Annotated in this window: 12 protein-coding genes; 8 read left to right on the forward strand and 4 right to left on the reverse strand. The window is 65.9% G+C overall.

The features are described from left to right. Nucleotides 1–124: 124 nt before the first annotated feature. The 3 genes from rpsO to ACWGQ2_RS16545 all read left to right on the forward strand — a co-directional run bounded on the left by rpsO (nucleotide 125) and on the right by ACWGQ2_RS16545 (nucleotide 4334). Nucleotides 125–394 (forward strand): 30S ribosomal protein S15, encoded by a 270-nt coding sequence (gene rpsO / locus ACWGQ2_RS16535; RefSeq protein ID WP_055240444.1) that lies wholly within the window; start codon nucleotides 125–127, stop codon nucleotides 392–394. A gap of 322 nt (nucleotides 395–716) precedes the next feature. After that, the gene (locus ACWGQ2_RS16540; protein ID WP_452019204.1) at nucleotides 717–2939 is read left to right on the forward strand and encodes a polyribonucleotide nucleotidyltransferase; all 2223 of its coding nucleotides are present in this window, start codon (nucleotides 717–719) and stop codon (nucleotides 2937–2939) included. Further along, nucleotides 2940–4334, forward strand: coding sequence for a M16 family metallopeptidase (locus tag ACWGQ2_RS16545; protein WP_452019206.1), 1395 nt, complete (start codon nucleotides 2940–2942; stop codon nucleotides 4332–4334). A 93-nt stretch (nucleotides 4335–4427) separates the two neighbouring features. Here ACWGQ2_RS16545 and ACWGQ2_RS16550 read toward each other — a convergent pair whose 3' ends face one another. The 4 genes from ACWGQ2_RS16550 to moaA all read right to left on the reverse strand — a co-directional run bounded on the left by ACWGQ2_RS16550 (nucleotide 4428) and on the right by moaA (nucleotide 8699). Beyond that, entirely contained in the window at nucleotides 4428–5678 is a 1251-nt protein-coding gene (locus ACWGQ2_RS16550; protein WP_452019208.1) for an arginine deiminase, read from the reverse strand. A gap of 49 nt (nucleotides 5679–5727) precedes the next feature. Then, nucleotides 5728–7173 (reverse strand): basic amino acid/polyamine antiporter, encoded by a 1446-nt coding sequence (locus ACWGQ2_RS16555; RefSeq protein ID WP_452019210.1) that lies wholly within the window; start codon nucleotides 7171–7173, stop codon nucleotides 5728–5730. A gap of 164 nt (nucleotides 7174–7337) precedes the next feature. Then, complete coding sequence (locus ACWGQ2_RS16560; protein ID WP_452019212.1) at nucleotides 7338–7598, reverse strand: MoaD/ThiS family protein; 261 nt, start codon at nucleotides 7596–7598, stop codon at nucleotides 7338–7340. Next, nucleotides 7599–8699, reverse strand: a complete 1101-nt coding sequence (gene moaA / locus ACWGQ2_RS16565; protein ID WP_452019214.1) for a GTP 3',8-cyclase MoaA — start codon at nucleotides 8697–8699, stop codon at nucleotides 7599–7601. Between the two features lie 146 nt (nucleotides 8700–8845). Here moaA and ACWGQ2_RS16570 point away from each other — a divergent pair, with 146 nt between their 5' ends. The 5 genes from ACWGQ2_RS16570 to ACWGQ2_RS16590 all read left to right on the forward strand — a co-directional run bounded on the left by ACWGQ2_RS16570 (nucleotide 8846) and on the right by ACWGQ2_RS16590 (nucleotide 16582). Further along, nucleotides 8846–10378, forward strand: a complete 1533-nt coding sequence (locus ACWGQ2_RS16570; protein ID WP_452019216.1) for a molybdopterin-dependent oxidoreductase — start codon at nucleotides 8846–8848, stop codon at nucleotides 10376–10378. 252 nt (nucleotides 10379–10630) lie between these two features. Further along, nucleotides 10631–11863 carry a CaiB/BaiF CoA transferase family protein gene (locus ACWGQ2_RS16575; RefSeq protein WP_452019218.1) on the forward strand — a complete coding sequence of 411 codons (1233 nt, stop codon included), beginning with the start codon at nucleotides 10631–10633 and terminating at the stop codon, nucleotides 11861–11863. After that, nucleotides 11863–12657, forward strand: coding sequence for a citryl-CoA lyase (locus ACWGQ2_RS16580; protein WP_452019219.1), 795 nt, complete (start codon nucleotides 11863–11865; stop codon nucleotides 12655–12657). Before ACWGQ2_RS16575 ends, ACWGQ2_RS16580 begins: the two co-directional genes overlap by 1 nt. 60 nt (nucleotides 12658–12717) lie before the next feature. Next, nucleotides 12718–15501 (forward strand): aconitate hydratase AcnA, encoded by a 2784-nt coding sequence (acnA, locus tag ACWGQ2_RS16585; RefSeq protein WP_452019220.1) that lies wholly within the window; start codon nucleotides 12718–12720, stop codon nucleotides 15499–15501. 22 nt (nucleotides 15502–15523) lie between these two features. Next, the gene (locus ACWGQ2_RS16590) at nucleotides 15524–16582 is read left to right on the forward strand and encodes an MBL fold metallo-hydrolase (protein WP_452019222.1); all 1059 of its coding nucleotides are present in this window, start codon (nucleotides 15524–15526) and stop codon (nucleotides 16580–16582) included. The last annotated feature ends 7 nt before the right edge of the window (nucleotides 16583–16589 follow it).

The raw sequence follows: 16589 nt of genomic DNA on the forward strand, positions 1-16589 counted from the left end.
AAATTCGGCTGCGGTCCGTGGCGGCTGAATTTCTTTGTGCCTGCCGCGTTTGCGCAGGCAAGGCACAGGGTTCCCGGCAGCGAAGTGCTGATTCGGGCCTCACGGCACAACTGTAGGAGTTACATTGGCACTCGATCCCGCCGTCAAGCAGGCGATCATCAAGGAATTCGCACTCACCGAAGGTGACACCGGATCCCCCGAGGTTCAGGTTGCTGTTCTGTCCCGTCGTATTTCCGACCTGACCGAGCACCTGAAGACCCACAAGCACGACCACCACACCCGCCGCGGCCTGATGGCCCTGGTTGGTCGCCGTCGCCGCATGCTGGGTTACCTGCGCGAGACCGACATCACGCGTTACCGTGCGCTCATCGAGCGTCTCGGCCTGCGCCGCTAGTTCTGCTTTGAGGGCGGTTCCTGTGCATCTGCGCAGGGCCGCCCTTTAGCGCAGGGTACACAAGCGGCAGACATGGACACCGGCTAAGTCCGGAAGCGCACCTGCCCAGCGGTACCGCAAGCAGTACAGCAGTAAAGAAAAACACATACAGGAGTCAGCCAGCATCGCAGCATTCGCGGTCCTCGGTAGTGGTCTCCGGGAGTTTCAGCCCGTGGACCTCGATCGAAGACCGGGTGTTGAGTTCTTTCCCCGCCAGACGGCGGCGGAACTCATGGGACGATGCTGGGTGCCTCCGAATTAACAGAAACGGAGGTGACTCTCTATGGAGGGTCCCGAAATCCAGTACTCAGAAGCAGTAATTGACAACGGCCGCTTCGGCAAGCGCGTTATCCGCTTTGAAACCGGCCGTCTGGCCGCCCAGGCCGCAGGCTCCGCGATGGTCTACATCGACGAAGACACCGCACTGCTCTCGGCCACGTCCGCCGGCAAGTCCCCGCGTGAAGGCTTCGACTTCTTCCCGCTGACCGTGGACGTCGAGGAGCGTATGTACGCTGCCGGCCGCATTCCGGGCTCGTTCTTCCGCCGTGAAGGCCGTCCGTCCACCGAAGCCATCCTGGCCTGCCGCCTGATGGACCGTCCGCTGCGCCCGGCATTCGTCAAGGGCCTGCGCAACGAGGTCCAGGTTGTTGTCACCGTTATGGCGATCAACCCGGACGTGCTCTACGACGTGGTTGCCATCAACGCATCCTCCATGTCCACGCAGCTCTCCGGCCTGCCCTTCTCCGGCCCGATCGGCGGCGTCCGCGTTGCCCTCGTCGAAGGCCAGTGGGTTGCCTTCCCGAAGCACTCCGAACTGGAGCGCGCAGTCTTCTCCATGGTGGTTGCCGGCCGCATTGCCGGTGACGACGTCGCCATCATGATGGTCGAAGCCGAAGCTACCGACAACGCCTGGAACCTCATCAAGGAAGAGGGCGCCACCGCCCCGACTGAAGAGGTTGTTGCTGAAGGCCTCGAGGCCGCCAAGCCGTTCATCAAGGCTCTCTGCGACGCGCAGTCGGACCTGGCTGCACGCGCTGCCAAGCCGACCGTTGAGTTCCCGCTCTTCCTGGATTACCAGGATGACGTCTTCGAAGCCGTTGAAGCCGCTGCCGCCGCCAAGCTGGCAGAGGTCTTCACCATCGCTGACAAGCAGGAACGCGACGCCGCTTCCGACGCCCTCAAGGACGAAGTCAAGGCTGAACTGGCCGAGCGCTTCGAAGGCCGCGAGAACGAAGTTTCCGCAGCCTTCCGCTCCGTGACCAAGCAGGTTGTGCGCCAGCGCATCCTCAAGGACCAGATCCGCATCGACGGCCGCGGCCTGACGGACATCCGCCAGCTCACCGCCGAGGTTGAGGTTCTGCCCCGCGTGCACGGCTCCGCCATCTTCGAGCGCGGCGAAACCCAGATCCTGGGCGTCACCACGCTGAACATGCTGAAGATGGAACAGCAGATCGACTCGCTGTCGCCGGTAACGCGCAAGCGCTACATGCACAACTACAACTTCCCGCCGTACTCCACCGGTGAAACCGGCCGCGTGGGCTCGCCCAAGCGCCGCGAAATCGGCCACGGCGCCCTGGCCGAGCGTGCGCTCATGCCGGTGCTGCCCTCGCGTGAAGAATTCCCGTACGCCATCCGCCAGGTCTCCGAGGCACTGTCCTCCAACGGCTCCACCTCCATGGGTTCGGTCTGCGCCTCGACGCTGTCCATGCTCAACGCCGGTGTGCCGCTGAAGGCTCCGGTTGCCGGCATCGCCATGGGCCTGGTTTCCGACCAGGTTGACGGCGAGACCCGCTACGCTGCCCTGACGGACATCCTCGGCGCCGAAGATGCCTTCGGTGACATGGACTTCAAGGTGGCCGGTACTTCCGAGTTCGTCACCGCGATCCAGCTGGACACCAAGCTCGACGGCATCCCCGCCTCGGTCCTGGCCGCAGCCCTGAAGCAGGCCCGCGAAGCACGCCTGCACATCCTCGGTGTCATGGACGCCGCGATCGATACCCCGGATGAGCTCTCCGAGTTCGCTCCGCGGATCATCTCGGTGAAGATCCCCGTGGACAAGATCGGCGAGGTCATTGGCCCGAAGGGCAAGATGATCAACCAGATCCAGGAAGACACCGGCGCTGACATCTCCATCGAAGATGACGGCACGGTCCTGATCGGCGCCACGGACGGCACGTCCGCCGAGGCTGCCCGGGCCGCAATCAACGCGATTGCCAACCCGATGGTTCCGGAACTGGGCGAGCGTTACCTGGGCACCGTTGTGAAGACCACCACCTTCGGTGCCTTCATCTCCCTGACCCCGGGCAAGGACGGCCTGCTGCACATCTCCGAGCTGCGCAAGCTCTCGGGCGGCAAGCGCGTGGACAACGTTGATGACGTTGTTTCCGTCGGCCAGAAGATCCAGGTTGAAATCACCAAGATTGACGACCGCGGCAAGCTGTCGCTCTCGCCGGTTGTTGCTGAAGACGACGCCGAGGCCGAAGCGGCTGCTGAGACAGCAGAGTAGATGCCTGAAAACACTGCAGACAGCCGTTCCGGCGCGGGATTTTCCCGCACCGGGACGGTTGTCCCATTTCCCCTGACATCCCATGCGGGCGAACCGGTGCTGGAAATCGGAGACCCGGCCGGCGCCGTCGTCCGCCGTTCCGTCCTTCCCGGCGGCGTGCGTGTACTCACCGAGTCAATGCCCGGCCAGCGCAGCGCCACGATTGGTTTCTGGGTTGGAGTGGGCAGCCGTGACGAGGCCGAAGGCCGCCACGGCTCCACGCACTTCTTGGAACACCTGCTGTTCAAGGGCACGTCCCGGCGCAGCGCCATGGACATCGCCTCAGCGTTCGACGAAGTGGGAGGGGAGTCCAACGCCGCGACGGCGAAGGAAACCACCTGCTACTACGCCCGGGTGCTGGACACTGACCTGCCGATGGCTATTGACGTCATCGCGGACATGGTGACCTCAGCCGTGCTGGATGCCGAGGAACTGGAGCAGGAACGCGACGTCATCCTCGAGGAAATCGCGATGGACGCCGATGACCCCGCGGACCTGTGCCACGAGAAGTTCGCCGAAGCCGTGCTGGGGGACCATCCGCTGGGCCGCCCGATCGGCGGCACTCCCGAAGCGATCAAGTCCGTACCGCGCGAAGCCGTGCTGGAGCATTACCGGCGCCACTACCGTCCGGAAACCCTGGTGGTTACCGCTGCCGGCGGGCTGGAACACGAGATTGTTGTTTCCCTGGTCCTGGACGCGCTCAAGCGTGCCGGCTGGGAACTCGACGAAGCTGCCGAACCTGCGCCCCGCCGGGACACCACCCCGGCGAAGATCACCGGCACCGGCGGCGTGCAGGTCATCAACCGTCCGGTGGAGCAGGCCAACATTGTGCTGGGCTGCCCGTCGCTGACCGCCACGGACAGCCGCCGGTTCGCCATGAGCGTGCTGAACGCCGTCCTCGGCGGGGGCATGTCCTCCCGGTTGTTCCAGGAGATCCGCGAGAAGCGGGGACTGGTCTACTCGACCTACTCCTTCGCGGCGTCCTACACCGACGCCGGATACTTCGGCATGTATGCGGGCTGCTCTCCGGCCAAGACCCGGCAGGTCATCGACCTGCTGCAGTCTGAGCTTGAGCGGCTGGCGTCCGACGGGCTGGAACCTGGGGAACTGGCCCGTGCACTGGGGCAGATTTCCGGGGGACTGGTGCTGGGCATGGAGGACACCGGTTCGCGGATGTCCCGCCTGGGCAGCGCCGAACTGGTCCGCGGCGAATACGTGGACATTGAAGAATCCCTGGCACGGATCCGTGCCGTCACGGCCGAACAGGTCCAGGAGCTTGCGGCGGAACTTGCGGCCGCTCCGCGGACCATCACCGTGGTGGGTCCCTTCAACTCTCCGGCGGACCTCGGCTTCTAGCCGGCTTCCCCTCATCGAAAGGCCAGTTACGGCTCGTTTCAGCCCTGAAACAAGCCGTAACTGGCCTTTCGTTTGTTCTAGGGGAGGGACGGGTCAGCTGACCGGATCCCGGGCGATCGGGCAGGTCATGCAGTGGCCGCCGCCGCGGCCGCGGCCAAGCTCGGCGCCGGCGATGGTGATGACCTCCACCCCGGCCCTGCGCAGGGCAGCGTTGGTCAGCGTATTGCGGTCATAGGTGAAGACAACTCCCGGCTGAAGCGCCACCGCGTTGTTCCCCGAGTCCCACTGCTGCCGTTCGGAGGCATAGGCGTCGCCTGCAGTTTCGACGATCCTGAGCCTCGGCAGCTCCATTTCCCGAGCCACGACGTCTGTGAAGGGCACACCGGTCTCGGCAGTCACCTCGATTCCGGGCTGCCGATCGCTGGGGTGCAGCACATACGGATGTATGCCGTCCACGATCCGGGGATGCACGGTCACCAGATCAACATCAGCGAACGTAAAAACTGTGTCCAGATGCATCGCGGCCCGCAGCTTTGGCATCCCGGCAACAACCACAGTGTCCGCCGCTCCGGCGTCGAACAGTTTCCGGGCCAGCTGGGTGATGGCCTGGCGGGAAGTGCGTTCGCTCATTCCAATGAGGACGACGCCGTTGCCCACGGGCATCACGTCGCCTCCTTCCAGGGAAGCCTGTTCCCACTGCTGTTCCGGATCCCCCCACCAGATTGTGGACGCACTGTAATCCGGATGGAAGGAATAGATCGCTTTCATCAGGAGCGTCTCTTCCTTCCGTGCCGGCCAGTACAGCGGGTTCAGTGTCAGACCGCCGTAGATCCAGCAGGTGGTGTCACGGGTGTACAGGGTGTTCGGCAGGGGCGGCAGCAGGTACTCCCGGGTGTCGGGCGAAGCATGCGCCAGCGACACATAATCCGTGCGGTAGTCCTCCGGAAGATCGGCGGTGGAGAACCCTCCGATGAGGAACCGCGTCAGTTCCGCAGGCGGGAGCGTCTCAAGGTACGCCCGCGTACCTTCCACCAGCCCCAGCCCTACACGGTTAGGGACCACCACGCGGTCCAGCACCCAGCTCCTTGCCTCCGGAAGAGCGAGAGTCTGCGCAAGCAGATCATGGAGCTCGATGACTTCAACCCCGCGGTTGGAGAGCTTGTTGACGAAGTCGAGGTGGTCCCGCTGGGCTGCCTCGACCCACAGCACGTCGTCAAAGAGCAGTTCGGCAGAGTTCGTTGGAGTCAGCCTCTCGTGTGCCAGGCCGGGGCGGCACACAAGCACCTTGCGCAGCTGTCCCACCTCGGAATGGACGCCGTAGTCCTGTGCTGGTGAAGCATTCATCGGATTCCTTTCAGCAGGGTTTGCGGGTCCTGCCCGGTCCGGCCGGCGGCTAGACGGAGATCCAGCCGGTTGCCAGGCCCGCTGCGGCTGCGGCTGCCAGGAGCAGTACGGCTGCGAAGAGGATCAGCTCGCGGCGGCTGAACACTCGCCTTTGCTGCTCGCGGCGGGTCATGGCAAACAGGATGGTGACGGGTGCGTAGAACAGGAAGGAGATCAGGAGCAGTCCTGCCCCCGCGGCATACACCAGGAAAGCGGCGTAGACCGAGGCCAGTACTGCAATGATCAGGTCAGCCCGCAGCGTGGAACCGGATGAGCCGGAATAGGTCTCCCGCGTGAGCCGCAGCTTCAGCGCATAGAGGGCTGCCAGCAGGAAGGGAATGAGGGTCATCACGGCGGTCATGTCCAGGGCGAAATCGAACGCATTCTCGGAGAAGTACGTGAGGACCAGCACCACCTGTGACAGCAGGGTGCTCAGCAGCAGGGCGTTCACCGGAACGTCACGGGTGGACTGCCGCGACAGGAAACGGGGCATGTCCCTGTCTTTGGCAGCGACGAAAAGCACTTCTGCGGCCATCAGCGTCCATGCCAGATAGGCGCCCAGCACCGAAATGATCAGGCCGACCGACACGAAGACGCTGCCCCAGGGGCCGACCGCCTGCTCCAGAACCCCTGCCATGGACGGCTGGCGGAGCTCAGCGATCTGGTCCATCGGCATCACACCGTAGGAAACAATGGTGACGGAGGCAAAGATGGCCAGCACGCTCAGGAACCCCAGCACCGTGGCCCGTCCCACATCTTCCCTGCGCTTCGCGTGCCGTGAGTAGACACTTGCCCCTTCGACGCCGAGGAACACGAAGACCGTGACCAGCACGGTCCCGCGCACCTGCTCGAACAGCGAACCTGCGTAATCCGCGCCGCCGAAGTTGGCCTGGAAGGCGGCGGGGTCAAAGACAAACAGGGCGAGCAGGACAAAGACGATGATGGGGATGACTTTTGCCACCGTGACAATCCGGTTGATCGACGTAGCTTCCCTGGTCCCGCGCCTGACGAGGAGGAAAAACAGCCACAGCCCTGCAGAGCTGCACACAATTGCCGTAATGGTATCTCCGGCTCCCAGCGCGGGTATCCACTGTCCCAGGGTGGATGTGATGAGTACCCAGTAGGTCACGTTCCCAACGCAGGCGCTTGCCCAGTAACCCGCCGCCGAGAAGAATCCGGTGTATTCACCGAAACCGGCTTTGGCGTAGGCATAGACTCCGGCGTCCAGGGCGGGTTTGCGTACGGCCAGGCGCTGGAAGACGAAGGCCATCATGAGCATTCCGGCACCGGCGATAATCCACGCGACCAGGGCGCCGGCGACGCCCGTTTCCTGTGCAAACCGGCGCGGCAGGGAAAACACACCTGCCCCAACCATGGATCCGACAACCACCATGGTGAGCGTCAGCAGGGAGATCTTCGCGGTGTTCGAAGCAGGCTGCGCCTCGTTGACTGCCATCCGCGCTCTCCTTCGTCCCGGGATGCGCTGGAGGATGCTTCACCTATCCACTTAACGCCGAGGGCATCCGAACGGCAACGTATCCCGGGGGCCGGCCTGTCTGCCGAACGGGAAAACCCGAGGAAAGACGCCGGCGCGTGAGCGCTGCCGGGAAGGGTTGGCCGCTAGCCTCCGGCAAACGGGGGCAGGATGTCCACCGTGTCCGCGGGCTCCAGCAGGCGGGAGTGGTCCCGGACCGCCACCTCGTTCACCAGGAACGTACTGCGGCCGATCACGGTCTGCAGGACGGGGGTTCCCTCCGGAGCATCCGGGTGCAGCGCCGACAGTTTCTCCAGGAGCTCAGCGAGCTGCAGGTTTCCTGCGTCCAGGGTTTCTTCTTCGATGCCTGCCGCTGCCTTCGCAGCGCCAAAATAGCGGATCAGCACTTAGCCACCTATCGCACTCATGGTTCGTTCGGGCTGCACGTAGTCCGGTGCGCCCAGGCCGGCATGGTCCATGCCGTGGGCCTTTGGTTTGCCCCACATCGCTTCCTGCCATCGGCGGGCGACGGCGGCGTCGTCCCCGGTGCTGCGCAGCAGTTCCAACAGGTCAGTTTCTTCGTGTGAGAAGAGGCAGCTGCGCACCTTGCCCTCAGCTGTGATGCGGGTGCGCCGGCAGTCGGCGCAGAAGGGCTCGGTGACGGAGGCAATAATGCCGACGACGCCGGCCACCTCCCGGGGAGAGGTCCGGTGCCGCACCTCCCAGCGTTCGGCCGGTGCGCCGTCGCGGTTGCGCGGATCCGGGGTCAGGACGAACTCCTCCTCCAGCCGGGCGCGGATCTCCGCGGCTGTGATCATCCCGTCGCGGGTCCAGCCGTGGTCGGCGTCCAGCGGCATCTGCTCGATGAACCGCAGTTCAAAACCGTGCTCCACGGCCCAGGCCAGGAGCCGGGGCGCTTCGGCGTCGTTGATGCCGCGCATCAGGACGGCGTTGATCTTGATCAGGCCCAGGCCCACACGGGCTGCTTCTTCCACGCCGGCGAGGACACGGTCCAGGAACGGTCTGCGGGTGAGCTGCGCAAAGGTGCCCGGATGCAGGGAATCCAGGGAAACGTTGATCCGGGTCAGCCCGGCGGTCTTGAGCGCGGCGGCTTTTTTGTCCAGGCCCAGTCCGTTGGTGGTCAGCGAGACCGGCAGCTCAGGGTGGTTGGCGCGGATCCCGGCAATGATGTCCACCAGATCCGCCCGGACCAGGGGTTCCCCGCCGGTCAGCCGCAGTTCCCGAACACCCAGGGAGCCGACGCCGATGCCCACCAGCCGGATGATTTCCGCAGCGGTGAGGACCTTGTCCTTGGGCAGCCAGTCCAGGCCCGACGCCGGCATGCAGTAGGTGCAGCGCAGATTGCACTTGTCCGTCAGGGACAGGCGCATGTCAGTGGCGCGGCGTCCGTAGCGGTCCACCAGCCCGTCGAGGGCCTCCGGGACAGCGGTTTCCTCCACAGCAGACTGCGGCCGTGTGAAAGAGGGCATGCCCAGCTCAGTTCCCATCCCCCGAGTGTAGGCCGTTTCACACCGGGTCTCTAGGAAGGGCAGGCGGGCGGGGGCAGCAGCACCGCCCGCCCCTGCCATAATCAAGGAAACGCCCGGAATTCGCCGGCGTGCCGAGCCGTGCTGCGGCGAAGGAGATGACACCTATGCCAGGAACCCGTTGGTTCTCCGCTGCAGCGGGTGTGGTTGCTGCGGGAATCGCGGCAGCCGCCGGGGAACTGGCGGCGGCTGCACTCAGTCCCGCACTCTCACCGGTGACGGCTGTAGGTTCCGTGGTTGTCGACGCCGTTCCGGCTCCGGTCAAAGACTGGGCCATCGCCGTGTTTGGCACATCGGACAAATTGGCGCTGCTCGCCGGCATGCTCCTGCTCATTCTGGCCGTAGGTGCAGTCTGCGGACTGCTGGAAGCGAAGCGGCCTCCGTGGGGTTCGGCTATCCTGGCCGGCTTCGGGGTCCTCGGAGCCGCCGCCGTCCTCACCCGTGCCCAGTTCAGTCCGCTGGCCCTGCTTCCGCCGCTTGCCGCAGGCCTGGCCGGCGTGCTGGTGCTTCGCGGATTGGCTTCCCGGATTCGGCGGTACGGGCAGTCACCCGAAACCGGAGCCGAAACCGGAGCCAGCCGGCGGGATGTCCTGCGGGCAGTCGGCGGGGGAGCTGCGGTGGCAGCGGCTGGGGGCGGGTTGGCTGTCGCCGCCAGGAGTTCCCAGGTTGCGGTGGATGACCTGCGTGCCAACCTGCAGCTTCCCCCCGCGGTTCAGCCGGCAGCTGCCGTCCCGGCCGGGGCAGAGCTTGGTATCCCCGGGGCAGAACCCCTGATCACTCCCAACCCCGACTTCTACCGGATCGATACCGCGCTGCGGGTTCCGCTCATCAACCCGGATACCTGGCGCCTGCGGGTTACCGGGATGGTGGACCGGGAGGTGGAACTTAGCTACGCCGACCTGCTGGCCAAACCGCTGCAGGAAAGCTGGGTGACGCTGGCCTGTGTTTCCAACGAAGTGGGCGGGTCCCTCATCGGCAACGCGAAATGGCTGGGCTGGCCGGTGCGCAGTCTCCTCGCCGCAGCGGGTGTGCAGCCCGGCGCGGACACCGTACTGTCCACCAGTGAGGACGGCTGGAGCGCCACCACCCCGCTCGAAGCGCTGACGGATGCCCGCGACTCGCTGCTGGCCGTTGCCATGAACGGTGAGCCGCTCCCGCCCGAACACGGTTTCCCGGTCCGCCTCGTGGTGCCCGGCCTTTACGGTTACGTCTCGGCCACCAAATGGGTCACCGAGCTGAAGGTATCCCGCTTCGCCGACGAAACCGCTTACTGGACGGACCGGGGATGGTCCGAGCGCGGCCCGGTTAAGCTCTCCTCCCGGATCGACACTCCTTCCCGGGGCGCGGACCTCGCCGCCGGCAAAACCACGGTGGCCGGCGTCGCCTGGGCGCAGCACACGGGCATCAGCGCGGTGCAGGTGCGGGTCGACGACGGCGGGTGGCAGGACGCGCGGCTGGCTGCCGGCATCTCGGCGGACACCTGGCGGCAGTTCTCCGCCGACGTCGACCTTCCGCCGGGGGATCACACCCTGACGGTGCGGGCGGTGGACGCCAGCGGCACCGTCCAGGATGAAGCGCAGCGTCCGGTGGTTCCGGACGGCGCCACAGGGCTGCACACCGTCAGCGTCAGTGCCGGCTGAGTACTCCGAAGCCGGACATCCCGGCACGGGTCCGGGGGAGGGCAGCCCCGTTCCGCTGAATGATCGAAGCGGTTCGGGTTCCGGGGCGGGGTGCATACAGTCCTAGTGGCGGGCTGATCAGCGGCTCGCGGAGACTGGGCACGGACCAGGACGGTTCCCTGCCACGGGAGGGCCAACGGCGGTTCAGCTTGCCGCCGGGCGAATCCGGGCAGCTGGGATCACTGCCTGAACGTGCCCCGGAAAAGGACTGTTATGAGAACGAACCTGCTCGACGGCGTCAGGGTGCTGGACTTGACGAATGTGCTGTCCGGACCGTTTGCCGGCTATCAGCTGGCGCTCATGGGGGCTGATGTCCTGAAAGTGGAAGCCCACACCGGGGGAGACCTCGCCCGGAAACTCGGTGCTTCCTCAGACCTCAGCGCCCGGCATCTGGGCATCTCCTTCCTGGCCCAGAACAGCTCCAAGCGGTCCCTGACGCTCAACCTCAAATCCGAGCAGGGCAAGACCGTGTTCCGCCAGCTCGTGGAGTCCCATGACGTGGTCCTGGAGAACTTCCGCCCCGGTGTGATGGACCGGCTGGGTTTCGGCTGGGACGTGCTGAAAGAGATCAATCCCGGCATTGTCTACTGCGCCATCTCCGGCTTTGGGCAGAGCGGGCCGCTGCGCGACCGCCCCGCCTATGACCAGATCATCCAGGGAATGTCCGGCCTGATGTCCGTTACCGGTGACAGCGGAACCGCCCCGCTGCGGGTCGGAGCTCCGATCGCAGACACCGTGGGCGGGTTCGCCGCCGCGTTTGCCATCGCCTCCGCGCTGGTCCGGCGCGGACGCACCGGCGAAGGAGCGTTCCTGGATGTGTCCATGCTCGAAGCCACCCTCACGGCTATGGGCTGGGTGGCGTCGGACTACCTGGTGGGCGGCAGCACCCCGGTGCCGATGGGCAACGAGAACCGCACGGCAGCGCCGTCGGGCACCTTTGCAACCGCCGACGGCGACTTCAACATTGCAGCCAACAAGCAGGAGCAGTTCGAAGAACTATGCCGGGTGCTTGGACGCCCCGAGCTGGCGGCTGATCCGCGCTTTGCCGAACGGGAATCCCGGAAGTCCAACCGCCTGGCGCTGAAAGCTGAACTGGAGACTGTCCTGAGGACCCGGCCAAGCGCCCACTGGGACAAGGAATTCGCTGCTGCCGGGATCCCTGGAGCTCCCGTGATGGACGTGGCCGAAGTTCTGGGCTCCCCGCAGATCGTTGAGCGGAATCTGGTTTCCACCCTGCGGATCGATGCTGCAGCCGGCATCACCGGCACGGGTGTGGGGCCCGACGGCGATATCCGGCTGCTCGGCGCCCCGACCCACGTGGACGGCGCTCCGGTAGGCCCGGACACACCCCCGCCGCTGCTGGGCGAGCACACCGACACGGTACTCGCAGACCTGGGCTACACCGCCGGGGAAATAACCGCCATGCGCAACGGAGGTGTTATCTGATGGAGAGGTCAGCGTGGTGGAGCACCTCGATTTCGGACATCTCTCCCGGAGTGATTCGCTACTGGGGATATCCGGTGGAACAGCTCATCTCCTCGGGCGACGTGAGTATGGCCGGCATGGCCTGGCTGATGACCAGGGGAGAGCTGCCCAGCGTTGCACAGGCCCGGCTGCTGGAACGTGCCCTTGTCGCCGGGGTGGACCATGGACCGCAGGCTCCGTCCATCGGCATTGCCCGGATGGCCATGACCTGCGGGGTGGGCATCAACAACGCCATGGCCTCGGCAACCAACGTGCTGGGGGACGTGCACGGAGGGGCAGGCCAGGAACTCATGGAGATTTTCGAAACCATCCTTGCAGATCCCCGTCCCCTTCCGGAGGCAGTGGAAGCTGAGATCGCCCGGCTGCGTGCAGAGAACCGGTATGTTCCCGGCTTCGGACACCGTTTCCACCCGGTGGATCCGCGCCGGGCACCGCTGATCGCCGCCGTGGAGCAGGCCCGGAGTGAAGGAGTCGTTGACGGCCGGGTACTGGACACAGCCCTGGAGATCGAACGGCAGATCAACCGCGGCCGTGAGCGTCCGGTGCCCATGAACATCGACGGCGCCACCGCCATCATTTACGCGGAGCTGGGATTTGCCCCGGTCCTGGGGCGCGGTTTGTTTATCCTCTCCCGCTCCATCGGGGCGCTGGCACACGCCTGGGAGGAATCGAACTCCGGGCTGCGCAACAAGGGACCGGAGCACAGAACAATCCTGCCCGACTACGTGGGACCTGCGCCCCGTGAGGTCCCCTGACCACTGGTTCGCCTCCCGGGCACTGACTCCTTGCTTCGCCACCAGAGAAAGACGGCACCCATGACTGCATCTTCCACCCCGGACCCCGCCGGAGAGCTTCCAACCGGGGCGGCCGGCGCAACCGGCCGCCTGGAGATCTCCACAGGACCGGTGCGTTACGTGGACATAACCCATGTCGACGGCGTGGAGAAGCTTCCGCTGAGCCTGAAGATCCTGCTTGAAAACGTGCTGCGGCACGGCGCAGGAACGGAGGCGGTGCACACACTTATCCGTGCGGCGGCCGGAGAAGGGACCGAGGACCAGGAGATTCCGTTCCGCCCGGCAAGGGTCCTGATGCAGGACATGGCGGGCGCTCCGGTGATCCATGACCTGGTGACGCTGCGGGCGGCGGTCGCTGCCGGCGGAGGGAACCCGGCCCGGATCAAGCCGGTGATCCCGGCAGAGCTGGTGGTGGACCATTCAGTGATAGTGGACAGCGCGGGGAGCCGCTCCGCGTTCAGCCGCAATGCCGGGTACGAATTTGAACGCAATGAGGAGCGCTTCCGGTTCCTGCGGTGGGCGCAGGAGGCGTTCGACGGGCTGCGGGTGGTTCCTCCGGGCCGCGGCATCATTCACCAGGTCAACATCGAGCACCTGACCCGCGGGGTGATGACGTCAGAGGCTGAGGGGGAACGGCTGGCATACCCGGATTCATGTGTGGGAACGGATAGCCATACAACGATGGTCAACGGGCTGGGAGTCCTTGGCTGGGGTGTGGGCGGAATCGAAGCGGTCTCTGCGCTGCTCGGCCACCCCCTGTCCATGCTCGTTCCGCCGGTGGTGGGTGTTGAATTCACCGGGAGCCTGCCGGCAGGGAGCACAGCTACGGACCTGGTCCTGAGCATCACGGAGCTCCTGCGCCGGCACGGCGTGGTGGGCAAGATTGTGGAGTTCCACGGGCCGGGCATGGCCGGCGTTCCGGTGGCGGACCGCGCCACCATCGCGAACATGTCGCCTGAATTCGGATCCACTGCCGCGTTGTTCCCGGTGGACGCAGCAACCATGGAGTATTACCGGCTCACGGGCCGGCCCGAAGAGCAGGTTGAACTGATCGAGGCCTACGCCCGGGCACAGGGAATGTGGAGCGACGGCGGGCGGACACGGGCGCGTTACCAGGAGTCCCTGCACCTGGACCTCTCCGCAGTGGTTCCCTCCATCGCCGGCCCGTACCGGCCGCAGGACCGGATGCCGCTGGATACCGCCCATGACCGGTTCCGCCGCGACCTGGCGCTCCTGCTGGCGAAGGAGGGGGAGACCGCCGGACTGCCCGGTGGCGGCGGTGTTCAGCTGCCGGCCGTTCCGGGCAGCGCTGGCGAACAGACGCCCGGCGGACCGGGTGCACCGGAACGCCCGCTGCGGCACGGCGATCTGGCCATCGCTGCCATTACCAGCTGCACCAATACGTCCAACCCGCACGTGATGATGACAGCGGGCCTGCTGGCCCGCAACGCCGTCCGGCGCGGACTGAGCGTCCCCCCGTGGGTCAAGACGTCCCTGGCTCCTGGATCCCAGGTGGTGACGCGTTACCTCGAACAGGCCGGGCTGATGCCGGACCTGGAGAAGCTGGGCTTCCACGTAGTGGGCTACGGATGTACCACCTGCATGGGTAATTCCGGCCCCCTCGCTGAACCCGTCTCCGCCGCCGCGAAGGACGCGGTGCTGACCTCCGTCCTGTCAGGGAACCGGAACTTTGAGGGCCGCATCAGTCCCGACGTCCGGATGAACTACCTTGCCTCCCCGCCGCTGGTAATCGGCTATGCGCTCGCCGGGACCATGGACACCGACCTGGTCCGGGACCCGCTGGGCAGGGACGAGGAAGGCAATGACGTGTTCCTTCAGGACCTGTGGCCTTCCCCGCAGGAAGTGGAACAGGAATTGAACCGTGCCCTCACCCCGGCCCTGTTCCGGGACACGTATGCCCACGCGTTCGCTGGTTCCCCGCAGTGGCAGGAGCTGGATGTCCCGTCCGGTCCGTCCTACGAATTCGGTGAGTCCACCTACATGCGCAGCTCCCCGTTCCTGGACGGGGCAGGGATTACCCCCGCACCGGTCACGGACCTCTACGGCGCCCGGGTGCTCCTCAAGCTGGGGGACTCGGTCACCACGGACCACATCAGTCCGGTGGGACAGATCCGGCCGGAGAGCCCGGCCGGAACATATCTGCTGGAGCAGGGCGTGGCCCGCCACAGCTTCAATACATACGGCTCACGGCGCGGCAACCATGAGGTAATGGTCCGCGGCACGTTTGCCAATGTGCGGCTGAGGAATGAACTGGCCGGGGGCCGGGACGGTGGATATACCCGGACCCAGCCGGCGGGGGAGGACATGACAGTGTTCGACGCCGCGGAGTACTACCGCAGCACCGGCGTACCGCTGCTGATTCTTGCAGGCCGGGAATACGGGAGCGGGTCGGCTCGTGACTATGCTGCCAAAGGCACCAGCCTGCTGGGTGTAAAGGCAGTGCTCGCCGAGTCTTATGAGCGGATCCACCGCTCGAACCTGGTCGGCATGGGCGTTGTTCCGCTCCAGTTCCAGCCCGGTGCAGACACGTCGAACCTGGGACTGGACGGCACGGAGGAATACAGCGTGTCCGGCTTCGCTGAATTCACCGGAGGCCGGTGGCCCCGCACCGTGCGCGTAACAGCCCTCAGAGCGGACGGCACCGCTGCGGTCTTTGAAGCCGATGTCCGGGTAGACACTCCGGCGGAAGCCGAGTACATCCGGCACGGCGGCATCCTGCCCTTTGCTTTCCGGGACGCGCTGCGGGAGGAAGCAGCAGCGGCCCGTACCCCTGTTGCCCGCTGAACGACGCAAGGACCGCACATCTATGACCACACCGGTTAGCAGCCAGGAGTTCCAGGCGCAGAGCGAAGGCCGCCTGCCTGCAGCCGAGGAGGTAGCCGAAGGAGTGTGGACGCTGCCCCAGCGGAACAGGCCCGGCCACATGCCCTTTACGCTCTGCTATCTCATCGCGGACAGCGCGGGAGGGATCCACGTGCTGGATCCCGGCTGGGACCTGGACGGCAACGCCGGAATTCTGGAGGCAGCGCTGACCCGGCTCGGCGCCCCGTCCGGCGTGCCGGTCTCAGCGATCGTTACCCACCTGCACCCGGATCACACCGGACTGGCGGGGCGCCTGAAAGCGCTCCATGGAAGCCGGGTGGTGATGCACCGCCGCGAGCACGAGGCGCAGCAGGCCTATGCGTCGTGGGTATCGGACCGGTCAAAAATCCGGGCGGACCTGGAGAGGTGGGCGGTCCCGGCCGGACGTTTTGAGGAAGTAATGGGCTATGCCGCGGGCAGCCCGCGGGTGGTGGTGCCGGCAGACCAGCTGGTGGAGGACGGCGAGCTGCTGCAGATACCGGGCAGGCGGCTGCGGGTGCTGCACACGCCTGGGCACACACCGGGTCACTTGTGCCTGGTGGACGAGGACCGGCGGCTCCTTTTCTCCGGCGACCAGCTCCTGCCCCGGGTGACGCCGGGGATGGGCGCCGCGGGCGGGTTTCCCGGGAATCCGCTGGAGCTTTACCTGCAGAGCCTGCAGCGGCTGAGTGCCTATGACGACTGCGAGAACCTCCCCGGCCACGAATACCGTTACCGGGGCATTGCCGCACGTGCCCGGGCCATCGCGCGCAGGCACCTGATCCGGACCGCCGAAGTGGAACGGGTCCTCCTGGCGGATCCCGGGGCTGCCGTATGGCAGACCGCGGAACGGCTCAGCTGGGGCCGGGGCTGGGACGCGCTGACCCGCCACTATCTGGTTTCGGCCCTGCGGCAGACTGCCATGCACATGGCCCTGGTCCAATCCGGGGCGCACACGGATGCATTTGAGGCCTGGGGCCGGCCGAATGCAGCCGGCCCCAGGCCTCATAACACCCAGCGGTGAATGCCGC

Source organism: Arthrobacter sp. NPDC055585, assembly GCF_053619115.1.